The sequence below is a fragment of the Oceanicella sp. genome, from assembly GCF_056449545.1.
In genome coordinates, this window is sequence record NZ_JBWOMN010000064.1 from 48,028 (window position 1) to 74,827 (window position 26,800).

At 70.1% G+C, this 26,800-nt stretch carries 24 protein-coding genes, 1 tRNA gene and 1 riboswitch; of the genes, 13 read left to right on the forward strand and 12 right to left on the reverse strand.

Annotated features, from left to right (window positions below):
* The 4 genes from AC1HC7_RS08850 to AC1HC7_RS08865 form a co-directional block, all read right to left on the reverse strand.
* The gene (locus AC1HC7_RS08850; RefSeq protein WP_479495537.1) at nt 1-942 is read right to left on the reverse strand and encodes an ABC transporter permease; all 942 of its coding nucleotides are present in this window, start codon (nt 940-942) and stop codon (nt 1-3) included.
* Nucleotides 939-2,420 carry a sugar ABC transporter ATP-binding protein gene (locus AC1HC7_RS08855; protein ID WP_479498941.1) on the reverse strand — a complete coding sequence of 494 codons (1,482 nt, stop codon included), beginning with the start codon at nt 2,418-2,420 and terminating at the stop codon, nt 939-941. Before AC1HC7_RS08855 ends, AC1HC7_RS08850 begins: the two co-directional genes overlap by 4 nt.
* Nucleotides 2,421-2,477: 57 nt before the next feature.
* Nucleotides 2,478-3,482: a substrate-binding domain-containing protein gene (locus AC1HC7_RS08860; protein ID WP_479495535.1), complete on the reverse strand. Its 1,005-nt coding sequence runs from the start codon at nt 3,480-3,482 to the stop codon at nt 2,478-2,480.
* Between the two features lie 73 nt (nt 3,483-3,555).
* Nucleotides 3,556-4,302, reverse strand: coding sequence for a FadR/GntR family transcriptional regulator (locus tag AC1HC7_RS08865; protein ID WP_479495534.1), 747 nt, complete (start codon nt 4,300-4,302; stop codon nt 3,556-3,558).
* Nucleotides 4,303-4,645: 343 nt separating this feature from the next.
* On the opposite strand from AC1HC7_RS08865, the gene AC1HC7_RS08870 reads away from it, so the two are divergent.
* From AC1HC7_RS08870 to AC1HC7_RS08880, 3 genes are all read left to right on the forward strand, one after another.
* Nucleotides 4,646-5,599 (forward strand): SPFH domain-containing protein, encoded by a 954-nt coding sequence (locus tag AC1HC7_RS08870; RefSeq protein WP_479495533.1) that lies wholly within the window; start codon nt 4,646-4,648, stop codon nt 5,597-5,599.
* A 1-nt stretch (nt 5,600) separates the two neighbouring features.
* On the forward strand, nt 5,601-6,074 hold the full coding sequence (locus AC1HC7_RS08875; protein ID WP_479495532.1) for an NfeD family protein: 474 nt from the start codon (nt 5,601-5,603) through the stop codon (nt 6,072-6,074).
* 199 nt (nt 6,075-6,273) lie between these two features.
* On the forward strand, nt 6,274-7,335 hold the full coding sequence (locus AC1HC7_RS08880; protein WP_479495531.1) for a LysM peptidoglycan-binding domain-containing protein: 1,062 nt from the start codon (nt 6,274-6,276) through the stop codon (nt 7,333-7,335).
* 218 nt (nt 7,336-7,553) lie between these two features.
* On the opposite strand, the gene AC1HC7_RS08885 is transcribed toward AC1HC7_RS08880, so the two are convergent.
* Nucleotides 7,554-7,862 (reverse strand): putative quinol monooxygenase, encoded by a 309-nt coding sequence (locus AC1HC7_RS08885; RefSeq protein ID WP_479495530.1) that lies wholly within the window; start codon nt 7,860-7,862, stop codon nt 7,554-7,556.
* Nucleotides 7,863-7,896: 34 nt separating this feature from the next.
* Nucleotides 7,897-8,451: a gamma-glutamylcyclotransferase gene (locus AC1HC7_RS08890; protein ID WP_479495529.1), complete on the reverse strand. Its 555-nt coding sequence runs from the start codon at nt 8,449-8,451 to the stop codon at nt 7,897-7,899.
* A gap of 148 nt (nt 8,452-8,599) precedes the next feature.
* Between AC1HC7_RS08890 and AC1HC7_RS08895 the strand changes: the two genes are divergently transcribed.
* Nucleotides 8,600-9,616 (forward strand): DUF2125 domain-containing protein, encoded by a 1,017-nt coding sequence (locus tag AC1HC7_RS08895; RefSeq protein ID WP_479495528.1) that lies wholly within the window; start codon nt 8,600-8,602, stop codon nt 9,614-9,616.
* 92 nt (nt 9,617-9,708) lie between these two features.
* Here AC1HC7_RS08895 and queG read toward each other — a convergent pair whose 3' ends face one another.
* Entirely contained in the window at nt 9,709-10,908 is a 1,200-nt protein-coding gene (queG, locus tag AC1HC7_RS08900) for a tRNA epoxyqueuosine(34) reductase QueG (protein ID WP_479495527.1), read from the reverse strand.
* Nucleotides 10,909-10,949: 41 nt separating this feature from the next.
* Nucleotides 10,950-11,187: riboswitch (cobalamin riboswitch) on the forward strand.
* Nucleotides 11,188-11,306: 119 nt separating this feature from the next.
* Between queG and AC1HC7_RS08905 the strand changes: the two genes are divergently transcribed.
* Nucleotides 11,307-11,981, forward strand: a complete 675-nt coding sequence (locus AC1HC7_RS08905) for an energy-coupling factor ABC transporter permease (RefSeq protein ID WP_479495526.1) — start codon at nt 11,307-11,309, stop codon at nt 11,979-11,981.
* Nucleotides 11,982-12,063: 82 nt separating this feature from the next.
* On the opposite strand, the gene fzlA is transcribed toward AC1HC7_RS08905, so the two are convergent.
* Nucleotides 12,064-12,732, reverse strand: a complete 669-nt coding sequence (fzlA, locus tag AC1HC7_RS08910) for an FtsZ-binding protein FzlA (protein WP_479495525.1) — start codon at nt 12,730-12,732, stop codon at nt 12,064-12,066.
* A 229-nt stretch (nt 12,733-12,961) separates the two neighbouring features.
* On the opposite strand from fzlA, the gene AC1HC7_RS08915 reads away from it, so the two are divergent.
* Nucleotides 12,962-13,366, forward strand: coding sequence for a hypothetical protein (locus tag AC1HC7_RS08915; RefSeq protein ID WP_479495524.1), 405 nt, complete (start codon nt 12,962-12,964; stop codon nt 13,364-13,366).
* Nucleotides 13,367-13,452: 86 nt separating this feature from the next.
* Here the strand turns inward: AC1HC7_RS08915 and gltB are convergent, their stop codons facing one another.
* From gltB to AC1HC7_RS08930, 3 genes are all read right to left on the reverse strand, one after another.
* Entirely contained in the window at nt 13,453-17,985 is a 4,533-nt protein-coding gene (gene gltB / locus AC1HC7_RS08920; RefSeq protein ID WP_479495523.1) for a glutamate synthase large subunit, read from the reverse strand.
* Nucleotides 17,986-18,060: 75 nt separating this feature from the next.
* The gene (locus tag AC1HC7_RS08925; protein WP_479495522.1) at nt 18,061-18,492 is read right to left on the reverse strand and encodes a GFA family protein; all 432 of its coding nucleotides are present in this window, start codon (nt 18,490-18,492) and stop codon (nt 18,061-18,063) included.
* Between the two features lie 109 nt (nt 18,493-18,601).
* Complete coding sequence (locus tag AC1HC7_RS08930) at nt 18,602-20,047, reverse strand: NAD(P)-dependent oxidoreductase (RefSeq protein WP_479495521.1); 1,446 nt, start codon at nt 20,045-20,047, stop codon at nt 18,602-18,604.
* Nucleotides 20,048-20,377: 330 nt separating this feature from the next.
* On the opposite strand from AC1HC7_RS08930, the gene AC1HC7_RS08935 reads away from it, so the two are divergent.
* Nucleotides 20,378-21,193: an undecaprenyl-diphosphate phosphatase gene (locus AC1HC7_RS08935; protein ID WP_479498942.1), complete on the forward strand. Its 816-nt coding sequence runs from the start codon at nt 20,378-20,380 to the stop codon at nt 21,191-21,193.
* Nucleotides 21,194-21,206: 13 nt separating this feature from the next.
* Here AC1HC7_RS08935 and AC1HC7_RS08940 read toward each other — a convergent pair whose 3' ends face one another.
* Nucleotides 21,207-22,205 carry a complex I NDUFA9 subunit family protein gene (locus tag AC1HC7_RS08940; RefSeq protein WP_479495519.1) on the reverse strand — a complete coding sequence of 333 codons (999 nt, stop codon included), beginning with the start codon at nt 22,203-22,205 and terminating at the stop codon, nt 21,207-21,209.
* 377 nt (nt 22,206-22,582) lie between these two features.
* Here AC1HC7_RS08940 and AC1HC7_RS08945 point away from each other — a divergent pair.
* The 6 genes from AC1HC7_RS08945 (at nt 22,583) to lptB (ending at nt 26,730) form a co-directional block, all read left to right on the forward strand.
* A tRNA-Leu gene (locus AC1HC7_RS08945) sits at nt 22,583-22,669 on the forward strand.
* A 74-nt stretch (nt 22,670-22,743) separates the two neighbouring features.
* On the forward strand, nt 22,744-23,355 hold the full coding sequence (locus tag AC1HC7_RS08950) for a ribonuclease D (RefSeq protein ID WP_479495518.1): 612 nt from the start codon (nt 22,744-22,746) through the stop codon (nt 23,353-23,355).
* A gap of 209 nt (nt 23,356-23,564) precedes the next feature.
* Nucleotides 23,565-24,518, forward strand: coding sequence for a KpsF/GutQ family sugar-phosphate isomerase (locus AC1HC7_RS08955; protein WP_479495623.1), 954 nt, complete (start codon nt 23,565-23,567; stop codon nt 24,516-24,518).
* 3 nt (nt 24,519-24,521) lie between these two features.
* The gene (gene lptC, locus AC1HC7_RS08960) at nt 24,522-25,169 is read left to right on the forward strand and encodes an LPS export ABC transporter periplasmic protein LptC (protein ID WP_479495517.1); all 648 of its coding nucleotides are present in this window, start codon (nt 24,522-24,524) and stop codon (nt 25,167-25,169) included.
* Nucleotides 25,170-25,374: 205 nt separating this feature from the next.
* Nucleotides 25,375-25,938 (forward strand): lipopolysaccharide transport periplasmic protein LptA, encoded by a 564-nt coding sequence (gene lptA, locus AC1HC7_RS08965; protein ID WP_479495516.1) that lies wholly within the window; start codon nt 25,375-25,377, stop codon nt 25,936-25,938.
* Nucleotides 25,939-25,944: 6 nt separating this feature from the next.
* On the forward strand, nt 25,945-26,730 hold the full coding sequence (gene lptB / locus AC1HC7_RS08970) for an LPS export ABC transporter ATP-binding protein (RefSeq protein ID WP_479495515.1): 786 nt from the start codon (nt 25,945-25,947) through the stop codon (nt 26,728-26,730).
* Nucleotides 26,731-26,800: the final 70 nt, after the last annotated feature.

The window sequence follows — 26,800 nt, forward strand, 5'->3', positions numbered from 1 at the left end:
TCAGGCCTCCCGCCGGTTGATGAGCGCGCGCAGCGCCAGCACGATGATCAGGATCCCGCCCTGCGCGCCGATCTGCCAGTCGGGCGAGATGCGCAGGAAAATCAGGAACGATCCGGTCAGCGTCAGCGTCAGCGCGCCGAGCACCGCGCCGATGGGCGACACCCGCCCGCCGACGAATTCGCCGCCGCCGAGGATCACCCCGGCGATGGCGTAAAGCGTGTAGCGGTCGGCGATATGCGCATCCGCCGCCGAGGTCAGCCCGATCAGCGACAGCCCCGAGAGCACCCCGAAAAGCCCCGCCGCCGCATACATCGCCACCTTGATCTTCAGCAGCGACCAGCCGGCGCGGCCGATGGCCCTGGGATTGCCGCCGGCGCCGCGCAGCACCGCGCCGTAGCTCGAGGTCATCAGCAGCGCATGCACCGCGACCCCGGTGACGATGGCGGCGACGATGGGGAACGGCACAAGGGGCGTCTTCACGTGGACGATGGCGCTGACCCAGCCCGGCGCCGTGCCGCCCGGGGTGGGCAGGATCAGCACCGCGACGCCGAGCCACACGAAGGACATGCCCAGCGTGACCACGATCGAGGGCAGGTTGCGCCAGTGGATCAGCGCCCCGAGCGCGCCGTAGGCGGCGATGCAGCCCAGCAGCGCCAGCGCGCCCAGCGCCGGCGACTGGGCCAGCAGCGTGGCCCCTATGCTGGCGGTGAGCCCGACGAAGGCGCCGATCGACAGGTCCAGATCGTTGACGGTGATGATGAACATCTGCGCGATGGTCGCCAGCGCGATCGGCACCGCGTATTGCAGCATCAGGTTCAGGCCGAAATAGCTCATGGCGCGCGGCTGGATGTAGAAGATCGCCGCCAGCAGCGCCGCCAGCGACGCGGCGGGCAGCGCGGCGCGCAGCGTCCGTGGCGAGGTCAGCCAGGCCAGCGCGGTCATGCGCTGTCCCGGAACGAGGATTGCAGGACCTTCTCCTCGGTCAGCTCCGCGTTCGACATGTCGGCGACGATCAGTCCGTCGCGGAACACGTAGGTGTGGTCGCAATTCTTCAATTCGTCGATTTCCGTGGTGTACCAGAGGAAAGTGCGGCCGCGTTCGGCCTCGGCGCGGATCAGGTCGTAGACCTCGCGCTTGGTGCCCACGTCGACGCCGCGCATGGGGTCGTCCATCAGGATCACCGTCGCGTCCGAGGCCAGCGCCCGCGCGAACAGCGCCTTTTGCTGGTTGCCGCCGGACAGGGACAGGATGTTGTCGTTGACGTCGGGGGTGCGGATGTTGATCCGCTCCTTCCATTCGGCGGCCATCGCCGCCTCGGCGCCCGGGTCGATCAGGCCGCGCCGGACCATGGCGGGCAGCGAGCGGACGCAGATGTTGGCGGCGATGGACCACAGGTGAAACACCCCGTCGGCGCGCCGGTCCCCGGCCACCAGCGCCATCTCGCCGTCGACCCGCGTCGCGCCGCGGCGTTTCGAGGCGGCGCGAAAGATCTTCAGCAGCATCCGGGTCTGGCCATGCCCGGCGAGCCCGGCAAGCCCGACGATCTCGCCGCGATGCGCCAGCAGCCGGCCGGCGGGATCGTCGCGGGTCCCGTCGGGACTGGCCTCGACCGTCAGCGGCGCGACGCCGCGCAGCTGCGCCCGGGCCGACGGCGCGCCCTTGTCGCGGGGGGGCGCCACGGCGCCCATCTCCGCCACCAGCGAATCCCGGTCGAAATCGGCCGCCGGGCGCTCGGCCACCACCGCGCCGTCCTTCATCACCACGATGCGGTCGGAATGGTCGAGAACCTCGCCCAGCACATGGGTGATGAGAATGCAGCTCAGCCCCCCGGCCACCGCGCGGCCGACGAATTCCAGCAATTGCCGCGCCGTCACCACGTCCAGCGACGAGGTCGGTTCGTCGAGGATCACCAGATGCAGCGGCGCGTCGGTGACCGTGAAGGCGCGCGCGATCTCGATCATCTGGCGCTTGCCGATGGCCAGGTCGCCGACCACCTCGCCGGGCGACAGGCCGTGGCCGGGAAAAATCTCGTCCAGCTTGTCGGCGATCAGCCGGCCGGCCCGCGCCTTCCAGCCCCAGCCTTTCAGCGAGGGGTGAAAGATCCGGGCGTTTTCGGCCACCGTCAGGTTGGGACAGAGCGACAGTTCCTGAAACACGCAGCGGATGCCGTTTTCATTGGCGCCGCCCACCCCGTAGCCGGTTTCCAGCGGCTTGCCGTGGATGGCGATGGCGCCCTCGTCGGGCGCCAGGGCGCCGGCAAGCACGTTCATCAACGTGGATTTGCCGGCGCCGTTATGGCCGACGAGGCCGAGGCGCTCGCCGGATCTGACGCGCAGGGAGACGCCGTCGAGCGCCCGCACCGCGCCGAAGCGCTTGGCGATGGCCTCGAGTCTGACGATGTCGCGGTCAGTCGCGGTCATGCGCCCGCTCCCGTCTCCGTCCCCATCCATCGGAATCCGCGCGCCCGGGGGCGCGGCCTACTTGCCGGCCACCACCGCCTTGGCGTCCTCGAGCGAGTATTCCACGTTGGCGACCCCGCCCGCCTGGGTGTTGGCGAGGCTTTCCTCCAGCGTGTCCTGGTTGATCTGCAGGAACGGCACCACCAGATCCCGGGGCACCTCGGCGCCGTCGAGCACCATCTTCGCCACCCAGAAGGCCAGGGTCGAGACCCCGGGCGCGATCGACACCGACATGGTCTCGTAGCCGTTGGCGTCCTTCTGCTCCTTCCACCAAGTCAGTTCGTCATGGCGGTTGCCCATGATGATGATCGGGGTCGGGCGCCCGGCCGCCGCGAAGGCCTGCGCCGCGCCGTAGCCGTCGCCGCCCTGGGTCGCCACCGCGACGATTTCCGGCAGCGAGGGCAGGATGCCCGCGACCGCCTTCTGCGCCACGTCCTGCGCCCAGTTGCCATGCACCGAGCCGACGATCTTGAATTGCGGATGCAAGGCCGCGCCCGCATGGATGCCGGCGCTGATCTCGTCATCCACGAACACCCCCGCGAGGCCGCGGATCTCCAGCACGTTGCCGCCCGCGGGCAGGCGTTCGGCGAGGTAGTCGAGCTGGATGGCGCCCATGCCCTTGAAATCCACCGCGATGCGATAGGCGCAGGGCGCGGTGACGATGCCGTCGAAGGACACCACCACGATGCCCGCGTCGCAGGCCTGCTGCACCGCGCCGTTCAGCGCGTCGGGCGAGGCGGCGTTGATGACGATGGCGTCATAGCCCTGCAGGATCAGGTTCTGGATCTGGGCGGCCTGCTCGGTCACCTGGTTCTCGGCGGTGGTGAAGGCCGGGGCCTCGGCGACGACGCCCTCGGCCACCGCCGCGCCGGTCACCTTTTCCCAGCTCTGCAGCATCGCCTGGCGCCAGGAATTGCCGGCGTAGTTGTTGGACAGGGCGATCCGCTTGTCCGCGGCGCCGGCCATGGCGACGCCCGCGGTCAGGCTGAGCGCGATTGCGCCCATCAATGATTTCTTCAGCATCTTGTTCCTCCGTTGGGTTTGTTCTCGGGTGGTCTTTTATTGTCCGGCGCTCGGTCCTCGGCGCCGGTTTCGGTCAGGTTTCGGGCGCGCCGCCGTGAAGCGGCAGCGCGGCCTCGATGTCCTCGCGGGCGCTGATCAGCAGCGTGGTCATGGCCTTGCGCGCCTTGCCGGGGCGGCCGCGCTCGATATGGCGCAGCACCTTTTCATGCAGCGCGTTCGAGGTTTCCGCGGCGCCGGGAAGCTGCGCCGAAATCGCGAAGCTGCGCGCCAGCAGCGCCTCGACCACATAGATCAGCGAACTCAGCAATTCGTTGCCCGAGGCCCGCAGCAGCGCCGCGTGAAAGGCCAGATCCGCCAGCACGTTTTCGCGCGTGGTCGGCGCCGTGGTCTTCATGTCCGCCAGCGCCCGGCGGATCTCGGCGATTTCGGCGGCCCGCCCCCTGGCCGCGGCCAGTTCCGCGGCGGCGGGCTCGAACACCAGCCGGAATTCGAACAGCGCGTCGGCGAAGGCGCAGGTCAGCCCGGATTCCGTCGCCCAGGACAGGATGTCGGGGTCCAGCATGTTCCATTCGGCGCGCGGGCGCACCCGGGTGCCGACCCTTGGCCGCGAGGCCAGCAACCCCTTGGCGGCCAGCACCTTTACGGCCTCGCGATAGGCGGTGCGGCTGACGTTCAGCTCGGCGCTGGCGGCGTCTTCCCGGGGCAGGATCTCGCCCTCGGCGATGCGCCCGGTGACGATGCGCCGGCCCAGATCGATGGCGACCTGACCATGCAGTCCGCGCCGCGAGAATGTCCTGCTGCCGGTTTTTCCCGCGAACATGGGTCCGATTCCAAGATCGCGCCCCGCCGGGGGCGCCGAGGACGGTCAATACTCATACAATATGAATAATGCGCCCTGGCGGCGGCGGGTCAACCGATCTTTGCCCTTGACGGGCCGATCGCCGGGGCTGGCCGGGGCGCGGCGCCGGCGGCCTCAGGTCGAGCCCGTCCCGGATATGCTGCAAATGGGCGCGACTCAGCGATTCCCCCCCGCCGCCGCGCGCCCCGCCCGTTTCGCAAGCCGTCGTGGCGGCGGGAATCATGCGCGCGCGGCCCGCGGCGATTGCGTTGCGGCCGTTGCGGCGCCACATAAGCGGTAGCCGATATTCCTTTGGGAGACCTCGATGCTCGAAAACCTGTTGGTCGATTCCACCTCCATCACCGCGCTGGCGGTGCTGGCCTTCGCCCTGATCCTGATCTTCCTGATGGTGCAGACCGTGTCCCAGGGGGAGGAATGGACCGTCGAACGCTTCGGCCGCTACACCCGCACCCTGCGCCCGGGGATGAATTTCGTGGTCCCGATCATGGAGCGCGTCGGCGCCAAGCTCAACATGATGGAGACCGTGCTCGACATCGACAGCCAGGAGGTCATCACCCGCGACAACGTGCAGGTCGAGGCCGACGCCATCGCCTTCTACCAGGTGGTGGACGCCGCCGCCGCCGCCTACGAGGTGCGCGATCTGACCCGGGCGCTCAACAACCTGACCATGACCAATATCCGCACCGTGATCGGCTCCATGGATCTGGACGAGGTGCTGTCCAACCGCGACGCCATCAACGGCAAGCTGCTGGGCGTCATCGACGCCGCCGCCAGCCCCTGGGGCGTGAAGGTCACCCGCATCGAGATCAAGGACCTGAGCCCCCCCGCCGACATCAACGAGGCCATGGCCCGCCAGATGAAGGCCGAACGCCTGAAGCGCGCGGAGATCCTGCAGGCCGAGGGCGAGAAGCAGGCCGCCATCCTCAAGGCCGAGGGCGGCAAGGAGGCCCAGGTGCGCGAGGCCGAGGGCCGCCGCGAGGCCGCCTTCCTCGACGCCGAGGCCCGCGAGCGCGCCGCCCAGGCCGAGGCCAAGGCCACCGAAATGGTGTCGCGCGCCATCGCCGAGGGCGACGTGCAGGCGATCAACTACTTCGTCGCCCAGAAATACACCGAGGCCCTGCGCGACATCGCCAGCGCGCCCAATTCCAAGACCGTGATGATCCCGCTGGAGGCCGCGGGGCTGATCGGTTCGATCGCCGGCATCGGCGAGATCGCCAAGCAGATCGGGCTCGGCAAATCCGGCGGCGGGGCGGCCTGACATGGGAGGCAATGACCTGTTCGGCCTGCTGACAGGCATCTCGCCCTGGATGTGGATCGCGCTCGGGGTCGCGCTGGGCGCGGTGGAAATGGCCAGCATGTCGTTCTTCCTGATCTGGCCGGGGCTGGCGGCGGTGGCCATGGGGGTGATCCTGTGGCTGGTCCCGGACCTGAGCGGCGCCGCGCAGGTGACGGTCTTCGCCGCCATGGCGGTGGCGCTGACGCTGGTCGGGCGCTGGATCATCCGCCGCTTCGGCCAGGCGCCGTCGGACCGCCCGGATCTCAACCGCCGCTCGGCGCAGCTCGTCGGGCGGCGCGGCGCGGTGCTGAGCCCCTTCGAGGGCGGCGAGGGCGCGGTGGAGATCGACGGCGTGCGCTGGCAGGCGCGCGCCACGGGCCCCGACGCGCCGGCCATCCGCGACGCGGTGCGGGTGACGGGCGTCGAGGGCATGGTGCTGATCGTCGAAGCGGAATGAATTTTTTCATGAATCGCATCGGCCTGCACGGCGCCGGGGGGCGCCTTTGGTTGGGATTTGACGGCGCGATGGGGTAGGGTGACCGGGTAAGCGGCGCCGCAGGGATGACTCGTCGCGTCGGGCCGCCATGTGGGCGCCCCGGGGCGCGGGGGTGGATGGTTGCGTGGCGCGGGGCCGCGGAGTCGGGAAGGAGAAAGCGATGCGCGTTTTGGCATCGGCGGCGGTCATCGCCGTTTTCGCCGGCGGCGCGGGGGCCGCTGCGCAGACGCTGCGCTGCGGCGGCGACTACACGGTGGCGCCCGGCGACACGCTGGCGGTCATCGCCCGCAAGCATTACGGCGCCGACAAGCGCGGCTATCTGCGGATCTACGCCCGCAACCGCGCGGTGATCGGCCCCAGTCCCAACAGCATCGAGGTCGGCCAGACCTTTTTCATTCCCTGTCCGGACGCCCGGGCCGCAAGCGCCGATCCCGCGGCGCCCGAAAGCCCCGCCGCCGGACCGGGCGTCGATCAGCAAGCCGACCCGAAGGCCGATCCTGCGCCGACGCCGACGCCGGCCGATGGCGAACCGGCGATCCGGCTCGCGACCGGCCCCGAGAGCGCGCCGTTGGCCAGTCTGATCGCCGCCGCCCTGACCCGCGCCGAGCCGGCGCAAAGCTTCGAGATCGTCGCCCGCGACGACCGCGCGCCGCGCCCCGGCGACCTGCAGGCGGGCGGCTTTGACCTCGGTTTCCCGTGGATCCGCCCCGATTGCGATCGCAGCGACGCGCTCAGCCCGGCGCTGCGGGCGCGCTGCGGGCAACTGGCCTGGTCGGCGCCGCTGCGCAAGGCGACCATCGCCTATGTCACCGGCGCCCATGGCGACTACGCCGCCGCAAAGACCCACGCGGCGCTGTTTGGCGCCCGCATCTGCCGCCCGCGCGCCATGTTCGCGGGCGATCTGCAGGCGGCGGGGCTGGTGGAGCCCACCATCTCGCTGGTCGCGTCGGACTCGCTGGACTACTGCATCCGCGCCCTGCGCATCGGCGAGGTTGACGTGGTGAGCGCCGAGCGCGAGGCTTTGGCGCGGGAAGTCGAGCGTCAGGGCGCCGGGCGCGCGGTGGTTGCGCTCGGCGCGCTGGAAACCGTGCAGACCCTGCGCGCCGCCGGGCCGCGCGGCCGGCGCAAGACCCGCCGCGCCATCGCCCTGATCGATCAGGGCCTGAAGGAACTCCGCAACGGCGGCGATCTCGCCGAGGCTGCGCCGGGGCCGGATCACTGACCCCGACCGAAGGCCCCGGCCCACGGCCCCGACCGAAGGCCCCCACTCACGGCCCCGAATCACGGCCCCGGCCCACGCCCCCACTCACGCCCCCGACTCACTGCCCCGACCGTCTGGCCGCCGCGCCAACACCCGATCGAACCGCGAACGAGGCCCCCGCGACAAGGGCCGCGTCCCGGGACCGCCTTGCCGCCCCGCCCTGCGTCAGCCGCCCGGCGTCACCCCAGCGGCGACACGTCCGCGTCCTTCACGACCATCTTCTTCAGATCCCGGCTCAGCAGCGTCACCCCGGCCAGAACCTCGCGCCACGCGGCCATATGCGCCGAGGCGGCATGGGCCGCGAGGCTCTGCGCATCGTCCCATTCCTCGTAGATCTGGATGCGCCCCGGCTGCATGATGTCCTGGTAGAACCCGTAATGGCGGCAGCCCGCCTCCTTGCGGGTCTCCTCGATCATCCGCCGCCCGGCGGGCAATATTTCCGCCAGATCCTTCTCGTCGAAGACGACGCTTCCCGCTATGACCAGCATGGCGAATTCCTTCCATTGCAGTGACGGCAAACCCTCAATCCGGCTGAGCGGATCCGCGCCGCGCGCGCACCAGACGATCCAGCGCTTCCAGTTCCGCGTCGCGCACGCCCAGGTCGATCAGATGCGCGACGGTGTTGTGCAGATAGTCGCGATTCGGCCCCGCCGGACCGTGGGCGCGGGCGATGATGTCGGCCTGCGCCTCCAGCGACAGCAGCGCGAAATGCGCATGCGCCTCGTTCATCACGTAACACAGCGCCGGCGCCGGGGCGAGCCCCGGCGCGGCGATGGTCTGGAAGGTCTCCAGATAGCTGTCGGTGTCCATCTCGCGATGGAACAGATAGGCGCGCACCTCCGCCACCCGCGCCGGGGCCACGCGAAACGCCACGCCCTCGCAACTGGCCCCGGCGCGCCGGTGCAGCGCCAGCACCAGCCCCGGGGCCTCGGGCGTGCCGCGATAGCGCACCGAGCGCAGGCAGAAGGCGCGCCGGAATCCGTCGAGCCGCGCCACGATGCGCTCCTCGAAGGCAAAGCCCGGCCGCCAGATCAACGACCCGTAGCCGAACACCCACATGCCGTCATCGCCGCGCACCGCGTCCTCCCGGTTTTCGCCCGGCGCATGTTTTCGGTCGCCACCGATGCGCGCGGGCTCTATATCTCGCCGCCAATGTTTCGCCATGACCGCGGGCCCCTATAGCGCATGGGCCCGACGAGCGCGAGGCCTGGGGCGGGAGCCAGCCATGTGGAAAATCAGGATCCTGATGAGCGTGATCCTCGTCGCCTTCGGCGCCTGGAGCGCCTGGTGGTGGATCGGGGCCACGGCGCAGGAAAAGGCGGTGGAGGCCTGGTTCGCGGATCGTCGCGCCGCGGGCTGGGCGGCCGAGGCCGACAGCCTGACCGTCACCGGCTATCCCAATCGCTTTGACACGGTGCTTGAGGGCGTGACCCTGGCCGATCCGGCCTCGGGCTGGGCCTGGCGGGCGCCGGAATTCCGCATCGCCATGCTCTCCTACCAGCCCAACATGGCGATCGCCACATGGCCGCCCCGCCAGACCATCGCCGCGCCGGGCGAACGGGTGGCGGTCACGTCGGACGCCATGCGCGCCTCGCTGACGCTGATCCCCGAGACCCGGCTGGGGCTCGATCGCGCGGTCGTCGAACTCGCCGGGCTGACGCTGACTTCCCAGCGCGGCTGGAGCGCGGCGCTGGGCTCGGGCCAGCTTTCGGTGCGCCGCGCCGAGGCCGAGCGCGGCCGCGCCAACGCCTATGACGCGGTGCTGGAGGGCGCGGATCTGCGCCTGCCTGAAGGCCTGCGCGCCCTGCTCAGTCAGGACGGCGCGCTGCCCGACCTGATCCAGACCCTGCGGCTGGACCTCACCGCCGCCTTCGCCGCGCCGCTGGACCGGCTGGCGCTGGAAGGTCCGAAGCCGGAGTTGCAGACGCTCTGGCTGCGCAGATCGGCGTTTCACTGGGGCGAGGTGGCGCTGGAGGCAAGCGGGCGCGTCGATTTCGACGCCGAAGGCGTGCCCGACGGCAAGATCTCGTTCCGCGCGCGCAATTGGCGCGCCCTGCTCGACGCCGCGGCGGCGGCGGGGGCGATCGACCGGGGGATGGCGGACGCCCTGCGCCAGGGGCTGGACTTCGTCGCCCTGCTGTCGAGCGACGGCAAGGCGCTGGAGGCGCCGCTGATCTTCAAGGCCGGGCTGATGTTTCTGGGGCCGGCGCCGCTTGGCCCGGCGCCCCGCCTGCGCCGCTGATCGTTTTTGCCGCCGCCGGCCGGCCCGGGTCCTTCCCGATGCGGCGCAGCCGCGAGCGCCGGGCCTGACGGGCGACCGCCGCCCCCGGCTGTTCAGGCGGATCGTGGCGAGGGCGACCCGGGCGCGGCACCCGCCCCAAGCCCGTCATCGCCCGCATCGTCTTCGAGCGCCGCGCGCCATTCCTCGGCGACCTCCGGGTCGGCGTCCGGGCGGGCCAGCGCCGCCAGCGCGGCGCGCGGGATCAGCCGCGACAGCGCCCAGACCGCCGCGCCGCGCACCAGCGGTTCGGAATCGTCCAGCCGGGCGCGGGCCGACGGGGCCAGCGATTCCATGCCTGAATTGCCGATCGCGGTCAGCACGTTGCGCAGGAATCGCGCGCGCCCGATGCGCTTGATCGGCGACGCCCGGAACATGTCGCGAAACCCGGCCTCGTCCAACCCGGCGAATTGCGCCAGCAGCGGCCGCGTCAATTCCACCCGCGCCAGATACCCGGCCTCCGAGGCGGCCTGCGCGAACTTGTTCCACGGGCAGACCGCAAGGCAATCGTCGCAGCCATAGATGCGGTTGCCGATCAGCGGGCGCATCGGGCGCGGGATCGGGCCCTTCAGCTCGATGGTCAGGTAGGAAATGCAGCGCCGCGCATCCAGTTGAAACGGCGCCGGAAACGCCGCTGTCGGGCAGATGTCGAGACAGCGCCGGCACGACCCGCAACGCTCCGCCCCCGGCGGATCCGGCGGCAGATCCAGCGTGGTGAAGATCGCGCCCAGAAAAAACCAGTTGCCCAGATCCCGCGACAGCAGATTGGTGTGCTTGCCCTGCCAGCCCAGCCCCGCCGCCGCCGCCAGCGGCTTTTCCATCACCGGCGCGGTGTCGACGAACACCTTGATGTCGCCGCCGGCCCGTTCGATCAGCCAGCGCCCCAGCCGTTTCAGGCGTTTCTTCAGCGGGTCGTGATAGTCGCGATTGCGCGCATAGACCGAGATCGCGCCCCGGTCCCGGTGATCGAGCAGCGCCAGCGGGTCGTCGCGCGGCGTGTAGGGTTCGGCCAGCATCGCCACCGCGCGCGCCTCGGGCCACAGTGCGGCGGCGGAGCCGCGCCAGGTCTCGCGCGCCGCCATCCACTGCATGTCGCCATGGCGCCCCTTGTCGAGAAAGGCGCGCAGCCGCGGCGCCGCAAGCGGCGTCGCGTCGGGGCGGCAGACGCCCATGGCCGCAAAACCCTCGCGCCTTGCCTGCGCCGCCAGCGCCGCCTTCAGCTCGGCCCCCGGGGCTGCGGCGTCTGGTCCGGTCATCGCCGGCCCTCCGGGTCTTGACGAACCTTCCCGGCGCTGAAACCTTGCCCGGGCCTTTCGGCGCCCCGAGGCCTCGCGGCCGCCAAGGGCGAAACGGGAAGCCGGTGACCCCCGCCGCGCGCATCGCGCCGGCGGGTCAGTCCGGCGCTGCCCCCGCAACGGTGGGCGAGGACAGCGATGCCATCATGCCACTGCGCGATGCGTGGGAAGGCGGCGTCGCCGGCGGTCGCGGGACCGCTTCTCGCAAGCCCGGAGACCGGCCGAAAAGCGTTGGCGCGCGCGATGCGGAGGGCGTCGCGGGCGCGGTCGCGCCCGGCGCGCGGCCGCGTCCCGATCCTTCCATCGCGCATCATCAAGGCCGCGCGGGGCATGCGCGGCGTCAAGGAAGGACCACCATCATGCATATCGAACCGGGACTCGTCGTCGGCGCCAAGGCGGCGCTCGGCTACGCCGCGGCGGCGGGGGCTTTCGGGCTTGCCGCCCGCGCCGGCCGCCAGACCATCCGCGATGCGGGGCTCGGCGGGTTCGCCGCGCGCAGCGGGCTCGCCGCCGCCGCCGTGTTCTGCTTTTTCGAGGTGATGCCCCACTGGCCGGTCGGGGTGTCCGAGGTGCATCTGATCCTCGGGTCGACGCTTTTCCTGATCTTCGGCGCCGGCCCGGCGGCGATCGGGCTGGCGACAGGGCTGCTGATCCAGGGGCTGTTCTTCGCGCCCGCGGACCTGCCCCAATACGGGATGAACGTGGCGACGCTGATCTTTCCGCTGTTCATGATGCGCGGGCTGGCGGCGCGGATCATCGCGCCGGGGCTGCGCTACGCCGATCTGGGCTACGGGCAGGCGCTGGCCCTGTCCGCCGCCTATCAGGGCGGGGTGGTCGCCTGGGTGGCGTTCTGGGCCTTCTACGGGCAGGGCTTCGGGGCCGAGTCCGTCGCCGCCGTGACCAGCTTCGGGGCCGCCTACATGCTGGTGGTCGTGCTCGAACCGCTGGTGGATCTGGCGGTGCTGGGCGGCGCCAAGGCGGTTCGCGGGCTCGAGCGGTCCGGCCTGGTGACGCCCCGGCTGCTGTCGGCCTGACCGGCCCGACCGGTTGCGCCCACCGTTTCGGCGGCGCCGCGCGGCGCCGCCGGAATCACGGGGGGCGGCGCGCGCGCGCAGCCTAAAAATCCAGATCGGCGTAATGGGCCGGGGGCGGAAAGCCCGACAGGTGATCCGACAGGATCGAGCGGAACGCCGGGCGCGACTTGATGCGCGCATACCAGTCCTTGGCCGGGGGCGAGACGCGCCAGTCCACGTCGCCGATGTAGTCGAGGCAGCTCAGATGCGCGGCGGCGGCGAAATCGGCGATGGTCAGTTCCTCGCCCGCCAGCCATTTGCGCTGATCCACCAGCCAGCCGATGTATTCCAGATGCACGTTCATGTTGCGCGACCCGGCGCGGATGCGGGCGCTGTCGGGGTGGCCGCCGCCGCGCATCTTCTTCATCACCCGCTCCTCGACCAGATTGGCGGTCACCTCGGCCTGCATCTTGTCGTCGAACCAGGCCACCAGCCGCCTTGTTTCGGCGCGCGCGGCGGGGGCCTTGGGCAGCAGCGGGCGTTCGGGGCGGGTTTCCTCCAGATATTCGGTGATGGCGGCGCTGTCGGCGACGATCGTGGCGTCGTCATCGACGAAGACCGGCACGCGGGCGGCCGGGTTGAGGCGCAGGAAATCCAGCTCGCGCTGCCATGGCGCCTCCTCGACCAGTTCCACCTCGATGCGCTTTTCGGCGAGCGCGAGGCGGACTTTCCGACAGAACGGCGACAGGGGCAGGTGGTGGAGACGGCGCATGGGGCAAGCATCCGGGAACCGGGAACGGGGTTTGCGGAAACTGCATCTTCGCGCCGCGCAATGCAACCGGAGACCGCGCCGCGGCGAAAGCCCCGCGCAGCGGCGCCTTGTCCCGCGCGCCGGGAGGCCCTAGCCTTGGCGGGACGGTGTTTCGTAGCCTGCCCAATCTCGCGCGCCAGGTCCTGCGTTTCGGCCCCCGCGCGCGCCCCGAACGACGGACGGAGACATCATGCTCTATGGCAAGCTTATCATCTGCGGCGCCGCGCTCGCCGTCGCGGCCGCCTGCACGGCGCCGCGCCGCGAACACAGCTCCATCGGCTATGCCGGGCTCACCGCCATCGCCGAATGCGATTTCGAGGCGGCGGAGCTGCTTTACACCCGCGCCTCGCGCGATGCGCCCGAAAACCCGTATTACCGGCTTGGGCTGGGGGTGGCGCAGCAACGGCTGGGCAAGACCGATCTGGCCGCGGCCAATTACCGGAAGGCCATCGAGCTGGGCGCCGATCAGCCGGTGGGCAGCGCCGCCGCGCCCTGTTCGAAGAAACCCGGCGAACGCACGGTGATCGCCAAGGCCAACACCACGGTGGGCGACATGGCGCGCGAAAACCTGGCGATGATCAACGGCGGGCAGTGAACCCCGCCGCCGGGCGTCAGACCGGGAAAAACCGATAGATGCCCCCCCCCGATCCCGAGGGTCGGGGTCGGAGGGGGGGGGGCGCGTCAGGCGATCGCCGCCTCGGGCTCGTCGGACAGCGGATGCGCGATGCGGTCCACCATTTCCTTGGGGCAGATCTGCAGGAACCGGCTGCGCACCAGATCCCAGTCGCGCAGGATCTGCGCCGCGTGGGGCGAGCCGGTCTGCGCCAGATGCGCCTCGATCAGGCCGCGCAGCACGCTTTCCCAATGCGCCGCGCGCAGGGGCTGGATCACCAGCGTTTCGGGGTTGGCGCGGGCCTCGAAATCCCGGTCGCGGTCATAGACGAAGGCCATGCCGCCGCTCATGCCCGCGCCGAAATTGTCGCCCACGCGGCCCAGAATCACCGCCGTGCCGCCGGTCATGTATTCGCAGCCGTTCGAGCCGCAGCCCTCCACCACCACGTCGGCCCCGGAATTGCGCACGCAAAACCGTTCCCCGGCGCGGCCGTTGGCGAACAGCTTGCCCGCCGTGGCCCCGTACAGCACGGTGTTGCCGATGATGGTGTTGTCCTGGGGGACCAGCGGGCTGTTGAGCGGCGGGCGCACCACGATCACGCCCCCCGACAGCCCCTTGCCCACGTAGTCGTTGGCGTCGCCGAACACCTCCAGCTTCAGCCCCGGCGCGGCGAAGGCCCCCAGCGACTGCCCGGCCGATCCGTTCAGCCGCACGGTCAGGTGATCCGCCTGCAGATCATTGCGCATGCCGAAGCGGCGCACGATCTGGCTCGACACCCGCGCGCCGATGGTGCGCAGGGTGTTCTGCACCGTGTAGCTCAGCTCCATCTTCTCGCCGTCCCTGAAGAACGGCTGGGCGTCGGCGACGATCTGCGCGTCCAGCGTGTCGAGCACCGTCTGGCGCGGGCGGGCGCGGTCGTAGTCGATGTCGTGGCCCTCGTCGATCTTGATCAGCATCGGGTTCAGGTCGAGATCGTCGAGATGCGCCGAGCCCCGCGACACCTGCGTCAGCAGGTCGGCGCGCCCGATCACCTCGTTCAATGACCGCGCGCCGATCGCGGCGAGGATCTCGCGCACCTCCTGCGCGTAGAAGGTGATGAGGTTGACCACCTTGTCGGCGCTGCCGGTGAATTTTTCGCGCAGGCGCGGGTCCTGCACGCAGACCCCCACCGGGCAGGTGTTGGACTGGCACTGGCGCACCATGATGCAGCCCATGGCGATCAGCGCCGCGGTGCCGATGCCGTATTCCTCGGCCCCCATCATCGCCGCGATGACGATGTCGCGCCCGGTGCGCAGGCCGCCGTCGGTGCGCAGCGTCACCCGGTCGCGCAGGTTGTTGAGCGCCAGCACCTGATGGCCCTCGGACAGACCCATTTCCCAGGGCAGGCCCACGTATTTGATCGACGTCGCCGGGGACGCCCCGGTGCCGCCGTTATGCCCGGAAATCAGGATCACGTCGGCCTTGGCCTTGGCCACCCCGGCGGCGATGGTGCCGACGCCGGAGGCGGCCACCAGCTTCACGCAGACCTTGGCGTCGGGGTTGATCTGCTTGAGGTCGTAGATCAGCTGCGCCAGGTCCTCGATGGAATAGATGTCGTGATGGGGCGGCGGCGAGATCAGCGTCACGCCGGGGGTCGAATGGCGCAGGCGGGCGATCATCTCGGTGACCTTGAAGCCGGGCAATTGCCCGCCCTCGCCGGGCTTGGCGCCCTGGGCCACCTTGATCTCGATCTCCTCGCAATGGTTGAGGTATTCCGCCGTCACCCCGAATCGGCCCGAGGCCACCTGCTTGATCTTGGCCGAGGGATTGTCGCCGTTGGGCTCGGGGTGGAAATGCCTGGGATCCTCGCCGCCCTCGCCGGAATCGGACTTGGCCCCGATGCGGTTCATGGCGATGTTCAGCGTCTTGTGCGCCTCGGGGCTGAGCGCGCCGAGACTCATGCCCGGGGTCACGAACCGCTTGCGGATCGAGGTGATGCTCTCGACCTCGTCCAGCGGCACGGGCCCGCCCGAGGGCTTGAAATCCAGCAGGTCGCGCAGATGGATCGGCGGCAGCGCCCGCATGCCCTCGGAATACTTGCGCCATATGGCGAAATCGCCGGTGTCGCAGGCGTTCTGCATCATGTGCATCAGCCGCGCGCCCCAGGCGTGGGTCTCGCCGTTGCGCCGCGCCTTGTAGAGCCCGCCGATGGGCAGGATGTCGCGCCCCTGCCGGTAGGCGCTGTCATGCACCGCCTGCATCTTGCGCTGGATGCCTGCGACGCCGATGCCGGAGATGCGGCTCTGCATGCCCGGGAAATATTCCGCCACCATGGCGCGGCTCAGCCCCACGGCCTCGAAATTCAGCCCGCCGCGATAGGACGAGATCACCGAGATCCCCATCTTCGACATGATCTTCAGCAACCCTTGGTCGATCGCCTCGCGATACCGCGCCACGGCGGTCTTCAGCGACATGTCGAGCAGCCCGCGGTCGATCCGGTCGGCCAGCGAATCCTGCGCCAGATAGGCGTTGACCGTGGTCGCCCCGGCGCCGATCAGCACCGCGAAGTAATGCGGATCAACGCATTCCGCCGAACGCAGATTCAGCGAGCAGAAGGTGCGCAGCCCCTTGGCGGTCAGCCAGGAATGCACCGCCGAGGTGGCCAGAATCATCGGCATCGCCGCGCGCGCCTCGCAGCTGTTCGCGTCGGTGAGGATCAGATGCCCGAGCCCGGCGCGCACCGCCTCCTCGGCCTCGGTGCGGATGCGGTGCAGTTCATGGCGCAGCGCGCCGGGCTCGCCCATCGCGGGGAAGGTGCAGTCGATCTCGCGCACGCTGTCGCCGAAAGCCGATTTCATCGCCTCGAATCGGCCGGTGGACACGAACGGGCTTTCCAGGGTCAGGATCTCGGTCTGCGAGCTGTCCTGATCGAGCACGTTCTTGAGATTGCCGAAACGGGTCTTCAGCGACATCACCCGGTGTTCGCGCAGGCTGTCGATGGGCGGGTTGGTCACCTGGCTGAAATTCTGCCGGAAGAAATGGCTGAGCGGGCGGTAGCGTTCCGACAGCACCGCCGAGGGCGTGTCGTCGCCCATGGAGGCGAGCACCTCCTTGGCGTCCTCGGCCATGGGGTGGAGGATCATCTCCAGCTCTTCGATCGAATAGCCCGCGGCGATCTGGCGGCGGCGCAGCTCGGGGCGGTCGAACAGCCGGGGTTCGGGGGCGTCGGCGACGGTGGTCTCCAGGTCGGTGACCTTCTCGATCCAGTCGCCGAAGGGCGAGGACTGCGCCAGTTCGTCCTTGATCTCGGCGTCGTGCAGCAGCACGCCGCGCGCCATGTCCACGCCCAGCATCTGCCCCGGCCCCAGCGCGCCCTTTTCCTTCACCTCGGTTTCGCAGATCGGCACCATGCCGGTTTCCGACCCGGCCACCAGCAGCCCGTCGCCGGTGACCACGTAGCGCAGCGGGCGCAGCCCGTTGCGGTCGAGCCCGGCGCAGACCCAGCGCCCGTCGGTCATGGCCAGCGCGGCCGGGCCGTCCCAGGGCTCCATCACCGAATTGGAATAGGCGTACATGTCCGACCAGGCCTGCGGCATGCGCGACGCGGTCTTGGACCAGGCTTCGGGCACCATCATGGTCTTGGCCATGGGCGCCGGGCGCCCGGCGCGCACCAGCACCTCGAACACCGCGTCCAGCGCGGCCGAATCCGACGCCCCCTGCGCCACGATCGGCTTGATGTCCTCGGCGAGGTCGCCGAAATAGCTGCTGGCCATGCGGATCTCGTGGCTCTTCATCCAGTTCATGTTGCCCTTCAGCGTGTTGATCTCGCCGTTATGGGCCAGCATGCGGAACGGCTGCGCCAGCCACCATTGCGGGAAGGTGTTGGTGGAATAGCGCTGATGATAGATGGCGAAGGCGGACGCGAAGCGGTCATCCTCGAGATCGGGGTAGAACACGCTCACCTGCTCGGCCAGCATCATGCCCTTGTAGATCACCGAGCGGCAGGACATGGAGCAGACGTAGAACCCGTTCACCTGCGCCGCCGCCACCGCCTTCTCGATGCGGCGGCGGATCACGTAGAGCTCGCGCTCGAAGGTCTCCTCGTCGACGCCGGTGGCGTTGGAGATCAGGATCTGCTCGATTTCGGGGCGCGTGGCGTTGGCCTTTTCGCCGAGCACCGAGATGTCCACCGGCACATGGCGCCAGCCGTAGATGTAGTGCCCCATGCGCAGCACTTCGCTTTCGACGATGGTGCGGCAGGTCTCCTGCGCGCCGAAATCGGCGCGCGGCAGGAACACCATGCCCACGGCGATCAGTTCGCCCCCCGGTTCATGCCCGGTGCGCCGGATCTGGTCGTGGAAGAAGCGCAGCGGGATCTGCACATGGATCCCGGCGCCGTCGCCGGTCTTGCCGTCCGCGTCCACCGCGCCGCGATGCCAGACCGCGCTCAGCGCGGCGATGGCGTTTCTCACCACCTGGCGGCGCGGCTTGCCGTCGATGGCCACCACCAGCCCGACGCCGCAGGACGAATGCTCGTCCTCCTCGCGATACAGGCCCGTGCGGGCGATCTCCCGGCGGCGGGCGTCGTGGTCAGCGGCCCATCTGGCGTCGTATTCGGTCATGCCGGAAGCTCCCGTTTCTCAAGTCTGGTCTGGTTCGGTTGCGCGTTCAGCCGCGCGGGGCGGGCAGGGCGCCCGTCACCCCTCGCCCGAGGGCGCGAACATCGCGAAGGCCTCGGCGCCGGTCATCTTCTTCGTCGCGCCGGCGAAGGCGTAGCCGGCGGGTTTTTCGTCCACGAAAAGTTCCGACGCCAGGGTCATGCCGCCCATGTCGTCGAGCGCGCCCACCGACAGATGCACGTCGCCCGCATGGGCGCCCGGCGCGGTCACCCGGTAAAACAGGCTGGTCCCGCATCTGGCGCAGAAACAGCGCTCGGCCCAGTCCGAGGATCGAAAGGCGGCGATGTCGGCCTCGCCCCGCAGATCGGTCAGCTTCGCCTTGGCGGCGAGGAAGGGCCCGCTGGTCCAGCGCCGGCACATGGCGCAGTGGCAGGCGCTGAAATTCGAATCCATGTCATTCGCGGTGAAGCGCACCGCGCCGCACAGGCATTTGCCGGTTCTCGTGGTCATGCGAGGTCTCTCCGTGCTTGCCCGCGCCGTGACGCGGCGCCGGCGCAGACTGCGCCCCCCCTGCCGACGGCGCCCGTCGGCGGTCTCGCCGCTGCGGCCCCGGCGCGGCTCACTCCGCCGCCACCGCCCGCGCGGCGTCGAGCCGGGTCGCGATCGCCTGCGCCGCCTCCTGCCCGTCGCGGATCGCCCAGACCACCAGCGACGCGCCGCGCACCACGTCGCCCGCCGCGTAGACCCCGGGCAGCGAGGTCGCGTGGCTGCGGAAATCCGTCTTCACCGTGCCCCAGCCGGTCAGCTCCAGCGCCGGCTGCGCCCAGATCTCGCCCAGCGGCTCCGGCTCGAAGCCGAGCGCGGTGATCACCAGATCGGCCTTTTCCACGTAATCCGACCCCTCGATTTCCTCCGGCGCCCGGCGCCCCGACATGTCCGGCGCCCCGAGCCGCATGCGGATCGCCCTGACCCCGGTCACCGCGGCGTCGCCGTCGAAGCCGCGCGGGGCGGCGAGCCAGACGAACTCCACGCCCTCCTCCTCGGCGTTGGCGACCTCGCGCATGGAGCCGGGCATGTTGGCCCGGTCCCGCCGATACAGGCATTTCACCGATGCCGCGCCCTGGCGAATCGCGGTGCGCACGCAGTCCATCGCCGTGTCGCCGCCGCCGATCACCACCACGGCCTTGCCCGCGGCGTTCAGCGCGCCGCTCTCGAAGTCCGGCACATGGTCGCCGAAGCTGCGGCGGTTGGCGGCGATCAGGTAGTCGAGCGCCTTCTCGATCCCCTTCAGCCCGGCGCCCGGCCCGCCAAGGGCGCGCGCCTTGTAGACCCCGGTGGCGATCAGCACCGCGTCATGTCTTTCGCGCACCGCGTCGAAAGCCAGATCGCCGGGCCCGTCGCCGCCGATGTCGCAGTTCAGCGCGAATTTCACCCCGCCGGCCTCCAGCTGCGCGTTGCGGCGCATCACCACGGGCTTTTCCAGCTTGAAGCTGGGGATGCCATAGGTCAGCAGCCCGCCGGCGCGGTCGTGGCGGTCATAGACCGTGACCTGAAAGCCGTCGCGGCGCAGGGCGTCGGCGGCGGCGAGCCCGCCCGGCCCGGCGCCGATGATCCCGACGCTTTCAGGGCGCTCGAGCGTCGGGACGATGGGTTTCACCCAGCCGTTTTCCCAGGCCGTGTCGGTGATGTATTTTTCCACCGAGCCGATGGTCACGGTGCCGTGGCCCGACTGCTCGATGACGCAATTGCCCTCGCAGAGCCGGTCCTGCGGGCAGATGCGGCCGCAGATCTCGGGGAAGGCGTTGGTGGCCTGGGACAGTTCGTAGGCCTCCTCCAGCCGGCCCTCGGCGGTCATGCGCAGCCAGTCGGGAATGTTGTTGTGCAGCGGGCAATGGGTCTGGCAGAAGGGCACGCCGCATTGCGAACAGCGCGCGGCCTGCTGCGCGGCGCGCGCGGCGGCGAATTCGCGGTAGATCTCGTGAAAATCGTCGCGCCGGTCTTCGGCGCTGCGCTTCTCCGGCATCTCGCGCGGCACATCGACGAATTTCAACATCTTCTGGACCATTTTCGCCTCTCCAAATCCGTCAGACGGCAATACCGCCCGCATCGCTCGCCCGATGCAGGCGTCCCGGGGTTCTATCGCAGCGATGCGCGAATGAAAAGTCATGACTGCTGACATAATGCCGCCGCAGCGCCGTTGGCTCCGGGCGCGCGCCGGGGCGTTGATGGGAAATAGTATCGTTTTGCTTACGACCCCGGCCTTGACGCCGATTTAATTTTTTCGACGCAAGGTCGCGCCGACTTACAGGCGCCGCCGATCCGCGCTAGACCATGCGCCAGAGCGCGGGCCGCGGGTCCGGGCCGACCCGGAAACCGCAAGAAGGCGCCGCTGCGCATGTCCGAACTCAACCTGCTGCTCACCGCGCTCATCCAGGGCGTCACCGAATTCCTGCCGATCTCGTCCTCGGCGCATCTGATCCTGTTCCCGGCGCTGACCGGGGCCGAGGATCAGGGGCTGCTCATCGACGTGTCGCTGCATGTGGGCACGCTGTTCGCGGTCATCGTGTTCTTTCGCAAGGAGGTCGCGGGCGCGCTGGTCGGGGCCGGGCATGTGCTCACCGGCCGCTTTCGGACGCCCCAGGCGCGGCTGGCGCTGATGCTGGCGCTGGCGACGGCGCCGGTGATGGTCGCCGGGCTGGCGATGAAGATCACCGGCCTGCACGAGGCCATGCGCGCCGAGGGCGTGGCAGTCGAGATCATCGGCTGGACGACGCTGGTCTTCGGCGTCGTGCTGTGGCTCGCCGACCGCTTCGGGCCGCAGGTCCGGGACTGGGAAAGCTGGACCTGGCGCGACGCGGCGCTGATGGGGCTGGCGCAGGCGGTGGCGCTGATCCCCGGGGTGTCGCGTTCGGGCGTAACCATGACCGCGGCGCGGGCGCTGGGCTATGACCGGGTGGATTCGGCGCGGCTGTCGATGCTGATGTCGATCCCCACCATCATCGCCGCCGGGGCGCTGCTGTCCAAGGATCTGATCGAAAGCGGCGACGCGGCGCTGCGGCTCGATTCGGCGCTGGCGACCGGCATGTCGTTCGTCGCCGCGCTGACGGCGCTGACCCTGATGATGCGCATGCTGAGCGTGACCAGCATGACGCCCTTCGTCATCTACCGGCTGTTTCTGGGCGTCGGCCTGCTGTCGATGGTCTATCTGTAAGGCCGCGCCCCGCTCAGGCCCTGAGGTTGCGGGCGCTGGCGGTGATCGCCTCGTACTGGCCATAGGGGCGGTAGGGATAGAGGTAGCTTTCCAGCACCGCCTCGGGGGCTACCGGGGCGACGCCGATCTCCGCGAAGCCCCGCGCCCCCGGCGCAACCACGTTGTCGCTCGCAAGCAGCTTGATCTGGTCGCGGGTCAGCACGTGATTGGGAATCAGCCCGAAATTCAGCTTCTGCATCAGGTCCATGGCCCAGGCCACGGGCTGCGCCGCGCCCGGCGGCACGTCGATCAGCAGCGCCCGGCGGCGGATGACGCCGAGCATCAGCTGCATCCATTCGCGGAAAGCGGCGATTTCCGGCCCGCCCAGTTCGTAGAGCCCCGGCGCCGCCTCGCCGGTCGCGGCGCGGGCCGCGGCCTCGGCCACGTCATCCACATAGGCGGGCTGGAAGCGGGTGTCGGCGCCGACCAGCGGCAGCGCCGGACACCAGCGCGCCAGCGCCGCGAAGCGGTTGAAGAAATCATCCTCGGCCCCGAACAGCACCGAGGGGCGCAGGATCGTCGCGCCCGCCCCCGCCGCCGCCGCCAGCACCGCCGCCTCGCCCGCCGCCTTGGAGCGCGCATAGGCGCTTTCGCTGTTCGCGTCGGCGCCGATGGCCGACACATGGACCAGCCGCCGCGCCCCGGATTCGGCCGCCAGCCGCGCGATGCGCGCGGCGCCGGCGGCGTGAACGTCGTCAAAGCTCTGCCGGCGGTCCTCGTAGAGAATGCCCACGCAGTTGATCACCGCATCGGCGCCGGCGATGGCGGCGCGGCACGAGGCGTCGTCGCGGATATTCGCCTGGATCGGCTGCACCTGCCCCACGTCGCCATAGGTCTGCACGAACATCGCCTCGTTGGGACGGCGCGCCGCGACGCGCACGCGCCAGCCGCGCCTGGCCATGCGCTGCGTCACGTAGCGGCCGAGAAAGCCGGCGCCGCCGAACACGGTCGCGATGGGGGTCGAGGCGGTCATGCGAACCTCTCCTTGGATGGCTGCGCCGGGGCTTGTCGTCGCCCGAAACGCCGCGCGGGGCGGCGAAGCGGACGGTCCGGGGCGGGTGTCTGCGCGATATGGGCCTGAAGCCTGAATATTCCGTGCCGGGCCAGGGAACAAGTCGTTTGAGTGCGACAGTTGGGTGCGCCGCGCGCCGGGGCGCCCCGCCCCGGGGCGCGGCGGCGCGCGCGCGGGTCTCCGGCGGGCCCCCGGCCAACCCCTGCCAAACCCGGTCAGACCCGGGGACAGGCCCCGGGCGGGGCTGGCGCCGGGCCGCGGGACCGCGGCGCGAGCGGCGTTGAAAACCGCCGTTGACACCCCCCGCGCCCTCCCCTAAAAGCCGCCCCACGACACCTGCCCAGGTGGCGGAATTGGTAGACGCGCTAGCTTCAGGTGCTAGTGTCCTTATGGACGTGGAAGTTCGAGTCTTCTCCTGGGCACCATGACTTTCCTGAGGCCGGGCCGGCGAAATCGACGTCGGTCCAGGCGAGACCCGGCAAGCAGGGGCGAGGAAAGCATGACGGTTCATTCCCACACGGGCGATCTTCCCGACGGTCTCGACCTTGGCCCCGTGGTGGCCATCGATTCCGAAACCATGGGGCTCAACCCGCATCGCGACCGGCTTTGCGTGGTGCAGCTTTCGGCGGGCGACGGCGACGCGCATGTGGTGCGCATCCCGCAGGGCGCGACCGAGGCCCCCAATCTGGTCGCCATGCTGGCCAATCCCGAGCAGCTGAAGCTGTTCCATTTCGGGCGCTTTGACATCGCGGTGATGGCGCATCGCTTCGGGGTCGTGGCGCGCCCGGTCTGGTGCACCAAGATCGCCTCCAGGCTGGTGCGCACCTACACCGACCGCCACGGGCTGAAGAACCTGTGCCACGAACTGATCGGCGTCGATCTGTCCAAGCAGCAGCAATCCTCCGATTGGGGCGCCGGGACCCTGAGCCAGGCGCAGCTCGACTACGCCGCCTCCGACGTGCTGTATCTGCACCGCCTGAAGGCGGAGCTGGAAACCCGGCTGGCGCGCGAGGGACGGACCGACATGGCGCGGGCCTGTTTCGACTTTCTGCCGGATCGTGCGATGCTCGATCTCGCCGGATGGAACGATCTGGACATTTTCGCGCACTAGACCGCTGCCGGAAGGGCCCCATGTTCCGGCAGGCGGCGCCTGATGATTTGCATGGGCGATTCGACGGCCCGGCGCGAATCGGAGGGCGCCGGGGGCGCGGGCGCGGCAAGGACCAGCGGTAAGGATCAGACGTGAGCGACAGCCAGACCGAAGCGGACGCGCCGGGCGCCGAATCCGCCGCGACCCCGGAATTCGAGGCGCAGGCGGACATCGCCGCCGGGCGCCGCGTGCTGCAGATCGAATCCGAGGCGCTGGCGCTCTGCGCCCGTCAGCTCGATGACGGTTTCGCGCGCGCCGTGGCCATGATGCATGACTGCGCCGGGCGCATCGTTGTGTCCGGCATGGGCAAGTCCGGGCATGTGGCGCGCAAGATCGCCGCCACCCTCGCCTCCACCGGCACCCCGGCGCAGTTCCTGCACCCCGCCGAGGCCAGCCATGGCGATCTCGGCATGCTGACCCGCCATGACGTGGCGCTGGTGCTGTCCAATTCCGGCGGCACGCCCGAACTGGCCGACGTGATCGCCCATTCCCGCCGCTTCCGCATCCCGCTGATCGGGGTGGCGAGCCGCCCCGAAAGCCCGCTGCTGCTGGCCGCCGACGTGGCGCTGCGCCTGCCGCGCGCGCCCGAGGCCTGTTCCGTTGGCATGGCGCCCACCACCTCGACCACGCTGACCATGGCGCTGGGCGACGCGCTGGCGGTGGCGCTGATGCGCCGCCGCCGCTTCACGGCGGAAAATTTCCGCGTCTTCCACCCCGGCGGCAAGCTTGGCGCGCAGCTGGTGCGGGTGGCGGATCTGATGCATCCGCGCGAACAGCTGCCGCTGGTGCGCGCCGACACCCCCATGTCCGAGACCCTGCTGGAGATCAGCCGCCGCAGCTTTGGCGTCGCCGGCGTGGTGGACGACAGCGGCGCGCTGATCGGCGCGGTCACCGACGGCGATCTGCGGCGCAACATGGAGGGGCTGCTGGATCGCGTCGCCGGCGAGGTCGCCACCGCCGATCCCGCCTCGATCGCCCCGGGGCGGCTGGCGCAGGAGGCGCTGGCGCTGATGAACGCGCGCAAGATCACCTCGCTGTTCGTGGTCGATCCCGATTCGGGGCCCCGGCCGCTGGGCATCCTGCATGTGCATGATTGCCTGCGCGCCGGGCTGGATCAGGGCTGAGCCGTGCCGCGCCGGGACCGATCGACCTATTCGCGCGCCGTGCGCTGGCTGAAGATCGGGCTGCCGCTCGTGGCGCTGGGGCTGCTGAGCGCGCTGTTCCTGTGGCCCAAGGATACGGGATTCGATTTCGGGCTGATCTATTCCACCGCCGACCTGATCGCGCTGGGCGAGGGGCTGTCGGTCTCCAACCCGCGCTTCGCCGGGTCCACCGAAGACGGCGAGCCGTTCCTGATCCGCGCCGATTCGGCGACCCCGGACCAGCCGGACCCCGAACTGGTGACGCTGGATGCGGTGCAGGCGGATCTGGACCGGCTGGACGGGCGAAACGTGCGGCTGACGGCCGCCAGCGGCGCGCTGCGGCCCAAGGCCAACACCCTGACCCTTGAGGGGCGCGTGAAGATCGTCACCTCGGACGGCTACGAGGTGCGCACCGAACGGATCGAGGCCAGCATGCGCGACCGCGCGCTGCAGGCGCCCGGCGCGGTGCGGGTCGAAGGCCCGGACGGCAGCATCGCCGCCGGATCCTTCCGGGCGCGGCGGATATCCGAGAAACAGGCGCTGCGCGATCCCGACGGGTTGCCCGCGGGCGACTACTTTTGGTTCGAGAACCGCGTTAAGGTGAATTTCCTGCCGCGAAAAAGCGCCAGGTGACGTTTTGGGCGGCGTGATGGCCGGGCGGCCGCGGCGCTTGGGCGGTCGCGACGGATGGACAGGCGGGGGGCGCTGCGTATTGAGTGTCGGGCGGACCCGGCATGGGCGTCGGGGGCGGCGTCGGGGGCGGCGTCGGGGGCGGCGGGCGCCCGGCGACGAATGGCGAATGACGAATGACGAATGACGAAAGATGGGGACAACGGCGATGATCAAACCGGCATGCAGGGCGCTGACGGGGATGGCGCTTGCGGCGCTGACGCTGATCGGCGCGGCGGGGATCGCGGCGGCGCAGAGCAGCAGCCCCTTCGGATCGTTCAAGCATGACGCCACCCTGCCCATCGAAATCACCGCCGACAGTCTCGCGGTCAACCAGAGCCAACAGGTGGCGACGTTCTCGGGCGAGGTGGTGGCCGGGCAGGGGACCCTGCGCATGACCGCCGACAAGATCATCGTCTCCTACGCGGGCGAGGGCGGCGGGGACACCGGCAAGATCGACAAGCTGCGCGCCGAGGGCAAGGTTTTCCTCACCAACGGCGCCGAGACCGCCAAGGGCGACTGGGCCGATTACGACGTGACCGCCGGGCGGGTGACCATGGGCGGCGGCGTGGTGCTGACCCAGGGCGAGAACGCCATTTCCGGCGAACGCCTGACCATCGACATGAACACCGGGATCGGCAAGATCTCCGGCGGGCGGGTGAAGTCGATCTTCACCCCCGCCAAATCCGGCGCCGAGCCCCCCGCCGCGCCTCCCGCCAAGAAAGAGAACTGAGCCGAGATGGACGGCAACCCGCGCGAGGATCACGACCTGACCGCGCAGGCCCTGCGCCCGGCCCCGGGCGCGCCGGGGCTTGTGGCGCGCAGCATCGGCAAGACCTTCCGTCGCCGCCCCGTGGTGCGCGACGTGTCGCTGGAACTGCACCGGGGCGAGGCGGTGGGGCTGCTCGGCCCCAACGGCGCCGGCAAGACCACCTGCTTTTACATGATCACCGGGCTGATTCCGGTGGATTCGGGCATCATCGAACTGGACGGGCGCGACGTCACCGGCCTGCCGATGTATCGCCGCGCCCGGCTCGGCATCGGCTATCTGCCTCAGGAGGCGAGCATCTTCCGCGGCCTCACGGTCGAGGAGAACATCCGCGCCGTGCTGGAATTGTCGGCGCCCGATCGCGGGCGGCGCAACGCCCGGCTCGACGAATTGCTGGCGGAATTCTCCATCACCCATCTGCGCCGCACCCCGGCGCAGGCGCTGTCGGGGGGCGAAAGGCGACGCGTCGAGATCGCGCGCTGCCTGGCCTCGGATCCGGCCTATGTGCTGCTCGACGAACCCTTCGCCGGGGTCGATCCCATCGCCGTGGGGGAAATCCGGGAACTTGTCTCGCATTTGAAGGAACGCGGCATCGGGGTCTTGATCACCGACCATAATGTGCGCGAAACTCTGGGAATCATCGACCGGGCATATATCTTGCATGACGGTCATGTGATGATGAGCGGCGCCCCCGAGGAGGTCGTCGCGGATGAAAACGTGCGTCGCGTCTATCTTGGCGAGGGCTTTCGGATCTGAAACGCGGTTTCGGATCCGGGCCGGTTGATCTGGGCCCCCTCGCCAGAGATCAAGCGCCGGGGTCGTAACC

What these genes read in the sequence shown, in the direction of transcription:
- lptA (WP_479495516.1), top strand. Translation starts at nt 25,375, where the DNA reads ATGATCAAACCGGCATGCAGGGCGCTGACGGGGATGGCGCTTGCGGCG.
- AC1HC7_RS08895 (WP_479495528.1), top strand. Translation starts at nt 8,600, where the DNA reads ATGTGGAAAATCAGGATCCTGATGAGCGTGATCCTCGTCGCCTTCGGC.
- AC1HC7_RS08935 (WP_479498942.1), top strand. Translation starts at nt 20,378, where the DNA reads ATGTCCGAACTCAACCTGCTGCTCACCGCGCTCATCCAGGGCGTCACC.
- AC1HC7_RS08950 (WP_479495518.1), top strand. Translation starts at nt 22,744, where the DNA reads ATGACGGTTCATTCCCACACGGGCGATCTTCCCGACGGTCTCGACCTT.
- lptB (WP_479495515.1), top strand. Translation starts at nt 25,945, where the DNA reads ATGGACGGCAACCCGCGCGAGGATCACGACCTGACCGCGCAGGCCCTG.
- AC1HC7_RS08865 (WP_479495534.1), bottom strand. Translation starts at nt 4,302, where the DNA reads ATGTTCGCGGGAAAAACCGGCAGCAGGACATTCTCGCGGCGCGGACTG.
- queG (WP_479495527.1), bottom strand. Translation starts at nt 10,908, where the DNA reads ATGACCGGACCAGACGCCGCAGCCCCGGGGGCCGAGCTGAAGGCGGCG.
- AC1HC7_RS08850 (WP_479495537.1), bottom strand. Translation starts at nt 942, where the DNA reads ATGACCGCGCTGGCCTGGCTGACCTCGCCACGGACGCTGCGCGCCGCG.
- AC1HC7_RS08930 (WP_479495521.1), bottom strand. Translation starts at nt 20,047, where the DNA reads ATGGTCCAGAAGATGTTGAAATTCGTCGATGTGCCGCGCGAGATGCCG.
- AC1HC7_RS08915 (WP_479495524.1), top strand. Translation starts at nt 12,962, where the DNA reads ATGCTCTATGGCAAGCTTATCATCTGCGGCGCCGCGCTCGCCGTCGCG.
- AC1HC7_RS08885 (WP_479495530.1), bottom strand. Translation starts at nt 7,862, where the DNA reads ATGCTGGTCATAGCGGGAAGCGTCGTCTTCGACGAGAAGGATCTGGCG.
- AC1HC7_RS08870 (WP_479495533.1), top strand. Translation starts at nt 4,646, where the DNA reads ATGCTCGAAAACCTGTTGGTCGATTCCACCTCCATCACCGCGCTGGCG.
- AC1HC7_RS08925 (WP_479495522.1), bottom strand. Translation starts at nt 18,492, where the DNA reads ATGACCACGAGAACCGGCAAATGCCTGTGCGGCGCGGTGCGCTTCACC.
- fzlA (WP_479495525.1), bottom strand. Translation starts at nt 12,732, where the DNA reads ATGCGCCGTCTCCACCACCTGCCCCTGTCGCCGTTCTGTCGGAAAGTC.
- AC1HC7_RS08905 (WP_479495526.1), top strand. Translation starts at nt 11,307, where the DNA reads ATGCATATCGAACCGGGACTCGTCGTCGGCGCCAAGGCGGCGCTCGGC.
- AC1HC7_RS08880 (WP_479495531.1), top strand. Translation starts at nt 6,274, where the DNA reads ATGCGCGTTTTGGCATCGGCGGCGGTCATCGCCGTTTTCGCCGGCGGC.
- AC1HC7_RS08855 (WP_479498941.1), bottom strand. Translation starts at nt 2,420, where the DNA reads ATGACCGCGACTGACCGCGACATCGTCAGACTCGAGGCCATCGCCAAG.
- AC1HC7_RS08875 (WP_479495532.1), top strand. Translation starts at nt 5,601, where the DNA reads ATGGGAGGCAATGACCTGTTCGGCCTGCTGACAGGCATCTCGCCCTGG.
- AC1HC7_RS08860 (WP_479495535.1), bottom strand. Translation starts at nt 3,482, where the DNA reads ATGCTGAAGAAATCATTGATGGGCGCAATCGCGCTCAGCCTGACCGCG.
- gltB (WP_479495523.1), bottom strand. Translation starts at nt 17,985, where the DNA reads ATGACCGAATACGACGCCAGATGGGCCGCTGACCACGACGCCCGCCGC.
- AC1HC7_RS08940 (WP_479495519.1), bottom strand. Translation starts at nt 22,205, where the DNA reads ATGACCGCCTCGACCCCCATCGCGACCGTGTTCGGCGGCGCCGGCTTT.